The organism is Microbacterium umsixpiens, from assembly GCF_053543675.1.
This window is the reverse complement of sequence record NZ_JBLVOH010000043.1, coordinates 5432-11274: the sequence shown is the minus strand read 5'-3', so window position 1 is coordinate 11274 and position 5843 is coordinate 5432. Positions and strand designations below refer to the sequence as shown.

The window sequence follows — 5843 nt, the reverse complement described above, 5'->3', positions numbered from 1 at the left end:
GAGCAGACCGTCGCCGACTTCGAGAAGGAGAACCCCGGGGTCACGATCGAGATCCAGTCGATCCAGAACGAAGACCTCGACGGCAAGCTCCAGACCGCGCTCAACTCCGGCGATGCTCCCGACATCTTCCTGCAGCGCGGCGGCGGCAAGATGGCGGCGATGGTCAAGGCCGGCCAGCTCAAGGACCTGACCGACTCGATCACCGGTGGTGCTGCGGAGGAGATCTCCGACGCCGCCTACTCGGCCAGCAGCCTGGACGACAAGATCTACGCGATGCCGGTGGCCGTGCTCCCCGGCGGACTCTTCTACAGCCAGGATCTGTTCGACGAGGCCGGCATCGCCGAGAACCCCACCACGATGGACGAGCTCGAGGCCGCGACCGAGAAGCTCAAGGCCGCCGGCATCGACCCGGTCGCCCTCGGCGCGAAGGATGCCTGGCCCGCAGCCCACTGGTACTACTGGCTCGCGCTGCGCGAGTGCAGTGCCGAGACGCTCGCCAAGGCCGCCGACGAGATGAACTTCGACGACGACTGCTGGGTGCGCGCGGGCGAAGACCTGCAGGCGTTCGCGGCCACCGAGCCGTTCAACTCCGGCTTCCTCACCACCACCGCCCAGCAGGGCGCGGGCAGCTCGGCCGGTCTCATCGCCAACCACCAGGCCGGCATGGAGCTCATGGGCGCGTGGAACCCCGGCGTCATCGGATCGCTCACGCCCGACCAGAAGCCGCTGCCCGACCTGTCGTGGTTCCCGTTCCCCGAGGTCGAGGGCGGCGACGGTGAGGCAGGGTCCATGATGGGCGGCGTCGACGGATACTCGTGCTCGGTGGATGCGCCCGACGCCTGCGTCGACTTCCTCAACTACCTCGGCACGTCCGACGTGCAGACCGCCTACTACAAGGCGTTCAACGCCCCGCCGGTGAACACGGTGGCGCAGGAGGCAGTGACCGAGCAGTACCTCAAGGACATCCTCGCGGCCTACAACGCGGCGCCGTACGCGACGCAGTGGCTCGATACGGTCTACGGACAGAACGTGGGCAACGCGCTCAACGTCGCCGTGGTCAACATGCTCGCCGGTCAAGGAACCCCGGAGGACATCGTCAAGGCCGTCCAGGATGCCGCAGCCAAGGCATAAGGCGGCCGCCCGGCTGGAAGTGATCCTTCTGGCCGGGCCCGCCCTCCTGGTCTTCCTCGCCTTCGTCATCTTCCCGGTGCTGATGGCGGGCTACTACGGCTTCTTCAGCTGGCAGGGCTACGGCCCGCCCACCGACTTCGTCGGGCTGAAGAACTATCTGACGATCCTGCAGGATCCGCTGTTCCACGATGCGCTGGCCCACAACGGGTTCATCCTCGTGTTCTCGCTCATCCTGCAGGGACCGGCGGCGATCCTCCTCGCGCTCCTGCTCAACCGGCGGATGCGCGGTCAGTCGCTGATCCGCGTGCTGATCTTCATCCCCTACGTGATCTCCGAGGTCGTGGTGGGCACGGGCTGGAGCCTGATGCTGCAGACCAGCGGCGCGTTCAACGACCTGCTGGAGAAGATGGGCCTCGGGTTCCTCGCGAACGACTGGCTCTCGAACCCGGACATCGCGATCTGGACGCTGATGGTGATCATCACCTGGAAGTACGTCGGGTTCGCGGTGATCCTGTTCCTCGCGGGGCTGCAGGGCATTCCGGAGGAGCTGCACGAGGCCGCCTCGATCGACGGCGCCTCCTACTGGCAGATCCAGTGGCGCATCACGCTGCCGCTGCTCGCGCCGACCCTGCGCATCTGGGCGTTCCTGTCGATCATCGGCTCGCTGCAGCTGTTCGACCTGGTCTACATCATCTGGGGGCAGTACATCGCCTCCACCGCCGGCACCTCGACCATGGCGACCTACATGGTCTCCGAGGGGCGCAACGCCGGCAACTTCGGGTACGGCAACGCGGTCGCGGTCGTCCTGTTCCTGATCTCGCTCGTCGTGGCACTGATCTACCAGCGCGCGGTGCTGCGTCGCGACACGGACGGCGCCCTCACCGGCGCCCCTGCACGGAAGAAGAGGACGACGCGATGACCGCCACCTCGGTACTCGTCACCCAGCGACCCGGACGCGCCGGGCGCCCCGGACGCACTCCGCGCCCGCGGCCGCCCTGGGCCAACCCGACCGTCTACTTCGTCGCGCTGATCGTCGTCGGGCTCATGCTCGCCCCGATCGCGTACATCATCATCGGCGGATTCCGCACGAACGCGCAGATCACGACCGACCCGTCGGGGATGCCGCAGCCGTGGGTGTTCTCCAACTACTTCGACGTCATCACCGGTGGCGTGTTCTGGCGGCAGGTGCTCAACTCCACCATCGTCGCCCTCGCCACCACGATCGGCGTCGTCGCGCTGGGGCTGATGGCCGCGTACGTGCTCGCCCGCTACCGGTTCGCCGGCCGCGGAGTGCTCTACTCGTTCTTCGCCGCAGGGCTCATGTTCCCGCTGACGGTCGCGATCACCCCGCTGTACATCGTGGTGCGCAGCCTCGGGCTGATGAACTCGCTCGGCGGGGTCATCCTGCCGCAGATCGCCTTCGCCCTGCCGACGACGATCATCATCCTGGTCCCGTTCCTGCGCGCCATCCCCGACGAGATCCAGGAGGCGGCGTTCATCGACGGATGCAGCCGGATCGGCTTCTTCTGGCGCATGGTGCTGCCGCTCTCGATCCCCGGTGTGATCACCACCGGCATCCTCGCGTTCATCGGCAGCTGGAACGGATACCTCCTCCCGCTGTTCGTGCTCAACGATGCGGCGGCTTTCACCCTCCCGCTGGGCGTGCAGTCGTTCGCGTCGCAGTACTCGGTCGACACCGCGAAGGTCCTCGCCTTCACCTCGCTGTCGATGATCCCCGCCCTGATCTTCTTCAGCCTCTTCGAGCGCCGCATCGTCGGCGGACTGACCGGCGCGGTCAAGGGCTGACGATGTCGACGCAGACCCCACAGAAAGAGACGCACGTGCTCGCTCCCACATCCCGCCCCCGATTCTCCCCGCGCGTCGAGGGCCTCCTCGAGCAGATGACGCTCGAGGAGAAGCAGGCGCAGCTCGTCGGCTTCTGGGTGGACCAGGGAGACGAACTCGTCGCCCCGATGGCCGGCGAGAAGAAGACCTCGACCCGGTACGAGGATGCGACGGCGCACGGCATCGGCCACCTGACGCGCGTGTACGGCACGCGCCCGGTCGACCCGATCGAGCGCGCGCAGTGGCTGTGGGGTGAGCAGGCACGGCTGCAGCGCGAGACCCGGCTGGGCATCCCGGCCCTGGTACACGAGGAGTGCCTGACCGGCCTGGCTGCCTGGCAGGCGGCGACCTTCCCGACCCCGCTCGCGTGGGGCGCATCCTTCGATCCCGAGCTGGTCGAGGAGGTGGGGCGGGCGATCGGATCGTCGATGCGGACACTCGGCATCCATCAAGGACTCGCTCCCGTGCTCGACGTCGTCCGCGATCCGCGGTGGGGGCGCGTCGACGAGTGCATCGCCGAGGACCCGCTGCTCGTGGGAACCGTCGGCACCGCCTACGTCCGCGGCCTGCAGTCGGAGGGCGTGCACGCCACCCTCAAGCACTTCGTCGGATACTCGGCGTCGACCGCCGGCCGCAATCACGCGCCGGTGCACGCCGGGCGGCGCGAGATCGAGGACGTGCTGCTCCCGCCGTTCGAGATGGCCGTACGCGAGGGCGGGGTGCGCAGCGTCATGAACTCGTACACCGACATCGACGGGGTGCCGGTGGCCGCCGATCCGTACTACCTCGACGAGGTGCTGCGCGGACGCTGGGGCTTCGACGGGGTGGTCGTGTCGGACTACTTCGCCGTGGACTTCCTGCAGAGCATGCATCACGTCGCGGCCGACTCGGCACAGGCCGCCGCGCTGGCGATCACCGCGGGGATCGACGTGGAGCTGCCCTCCCCCGACGCGTACACGACCCTCGCCACGCAGGTGCGCGACGGGTCGCTGGAGCAGAGCATCCTGGACCGGGCGGTCGGACGCGTCCTGACGCAGAAGGAGGAGCTGGGACTGCTGGATGCCGACTTCACGGTCGCGCCCGCCGCGATCGACCTGGATTCCCCCGAGCACCGCGCACTCGCCCGCCGACTCGCGGAGGAGTCGATCGTGCTGCTGAGCAACGACGGCGTGCTGCCGCTGGATGCCTCCGGTGCGCCGCGGATCGCGGTCATCGGACCGAACGCCGACAGCGCGGAGGCTCTCATGGGGTGCTACTCGTTCGTGAACCACGTGCTCGCGCATCACCCCGAGGTGCCCGCCGGAATAGCCCTGCCGAGCGTGCTCGACGGACTCCGCGCCGAGCTCCCCGCTGCCACCATCACCCATGTCGTCGGCGGCGAGGTCGAGGGCGAGGACCGCAGTGGATTCCCGGCCGCGGTCACCGCCGCTGGCGAGGCCGACGTGGCGATCGTCGTGGTCGGCGACCGGGCCGGACTCTTCGGACGCGGCACGGTCGGCGAAGGCAACGACGTCGACTCGCTGGAACTGCCCGGGGTGCAGCGCGCGCTGGTCGAGGCCGTCGTCGCGACCGGCACCCCGGTGGTCGTCGTCGCGCTCACCGGTCGCCCGTACGCGCTGGACTGGGCACTGCCGCATCGGGAGTCGGGCGCCGGACTGACCGCCGGCCTGGGGTCGGTGAACTCGCCTGCCCCGTCCGGCACTGCCGCCACCGAGAAGCGCTCGCTCCCGGCGGCCGTGCTGCAGGCGTTCTTCCCCGGCGAAGAAGGGGGCCCGGCCGTCGCGGCCGTGTTGAGCGGGGCCGTCGCCCCGTCGGGACGGCTCCCGGTGTCGCTGCCGCGGTCGGCGGGCGTGCAGCCCTATTCGTACCTGCATCCCGCGCTCGGTGGACGCACGGACGTGTCGAGCGTCGACCCCTCACCGGCACGACCGTTCGGATTCGGACTCGGCTACACGACCTTCGCACACGAGCAGCTGACGGCCGACGCGACGGTCGGTGCGGGCGCGGAGTTCCGAGCGTCTGTGCTCGTCCGTAACTCCGGCTCCCGCGCGGGCACCGACGTCGTGCAGTTGTATGCGCACGACGAGGTCGCGAGCGTGGCCCGCCCGGTCGCGCAGCTGATCGGGTTCCAGCGGGTCTCGCTGGAAGCGGGCGCGGAGCAGCGCGTGGAATTCACGGTTCCCACGGGGCGCCTCGCGTTCACGGGCGTCGACGGAATCCGGAGGGTGGAACCGGGGCGGATCCGGCTGTGGGTCGGGGGCGCCTGTGACGACGAGGAGACTTCGACCGCGATCGAGATCGTCGGCTGAGAGCTCTCAGTACATCTCCCCGACGGGGACCGGAACGTCGAGCACGTTGCCCGGCTGCGCGAGCGGGCACGCCCACGCCGGGTCGTAGGCGCAGGACGGGTTGTAGGCGAAGTTGAAGTCGAGCACGATCGTGCCGCCTGCGGCATCCGATCCCAGGTCGGCGCCCTTGATGGTGTCGATCAGGTAGCGACCGCCGCCGTACGTTCCGCCCTCGCGTCCGGCGAGCGCGTCACGCACCGGGATGAACAGGCCCCCGCCGTAGGTGGTGAGTCGCCAGACGTCGAGCGATCCGGCATCGGGGATCTCGACCCGGCCGATGCGCTCGAACGGCACGACACCGTCGGTCCCGGTCGCGAAGTCGAAGCCGCCGGGTTCGGCGGGCAGGATCGGCAGCTCGAAGCGCCAGTCGGGATCGTACGAGGCGAGGGGCAGACCCTCGAACAGCGGCCGGTCCTCGGGCAGCAGCGGCGTCGCGGGGTGATGGAGCATCAGCTCATCGCGCTCCATCCGCCACAGCTCGTGGGCGTCTTCGGGAGAGTCGGCGAGACGCACGGCGTC

The 5843-nt window shown here is 69.2% G+C and carries 5 protein-coding genes; 4 read left to right on the top strand and 1 reads right to left on the bottom strand.

Annotation, left to right across the window (positions count from 1 at the left end; all coding sequences use genetic code 11):
• The 4 genes from ACNPM4_RS04985 to ACNPM4_RS04970 form a co-directional block, all read left to right on the top strand.
• Positions 1 to 1131: extracellular solute-binding protein (locus ACNPM4_RS04985; protein WP_448984896.1), on the top strand; the 1131-nt coding region annotated here is incomplete at its 5' end.
• A complete protein-coding gene (locus ACNPM4_RS04980; RefSeq protein ID WP_051662406.1) occupies positions 1112 to 2050 on the top strand; it encodes a carbohydrate ABC transporter permease in 939 nt (312 codons plus the stop codon). The genes ACNPM4_RS04985 and ACNPM4_RS04980, both read left to right, overlap by 20 nt.
• Positions 2047 to 2937, top strand: coding sequence for a carbohydrate ABC transporter permease (locus ACNPM4_RS04975; RefSeq protein WP_448984895.1), 891 nt, complete (start codon positions 2047 to 2049; stop codon positions 2935 to 2937). Before ACNPM4_RS04980 ends, ACNPM4_RS04975 begins: the two co-directional genes overlap by 4 nt.
• A gap of 2 nt (positions 2938 to 2939) precedes the next feature.
• Positions 2940 to 5285 carry a beta-xylosidase/alpha-l-arabinosidase gene (locus ACNPM4_RS04970; protein ID WP_448984894.1) on the top strand — a complete coding sequence of 782 codons (2346 nt, stop codon included), beginning with the start codon at positions 2940 to 2942 and terminating at the stop codon, positions 5283 to 5285.
• A gap of 6 nt (positions 5286 to 5291) precedes the next feature.
• Here ACNPM4_RS04970 and ACNPM4_RS04965 read toward each other — a convergent pair.
• The coding region (locus ACNPM4_RS04965; protein ID WP_448984893.1) for a DUF1684 domain-containing protein at positions 5292 to 5843 on the bottom strand (552 nt) is incomplete at its 5' end.

Coding starts and splice junctions, on each gene's coding strand:
- ACNPM4_RS04980 (WP_051662406.1), top strand. CDS start 1,112: ATGCCGCAGCCAAGGCATAAGGCGGCCGCCCGGCTGGAAGTGATCCTT.
- ACNPM4_RS04975 (WP_448984895.1), top strand. CDS start 2,047: ATGACCGCCACCTCGGTACTCGTCACCCAGCGACCCGGACGCGCCGGG.
- ACNPM4_RS04970 (WP_448984894.1), top strand. CDS start 2,940: ATGTCGACGCAGACCCCACAGAAAGAGACGCACGTGCTCGCTCCCACA.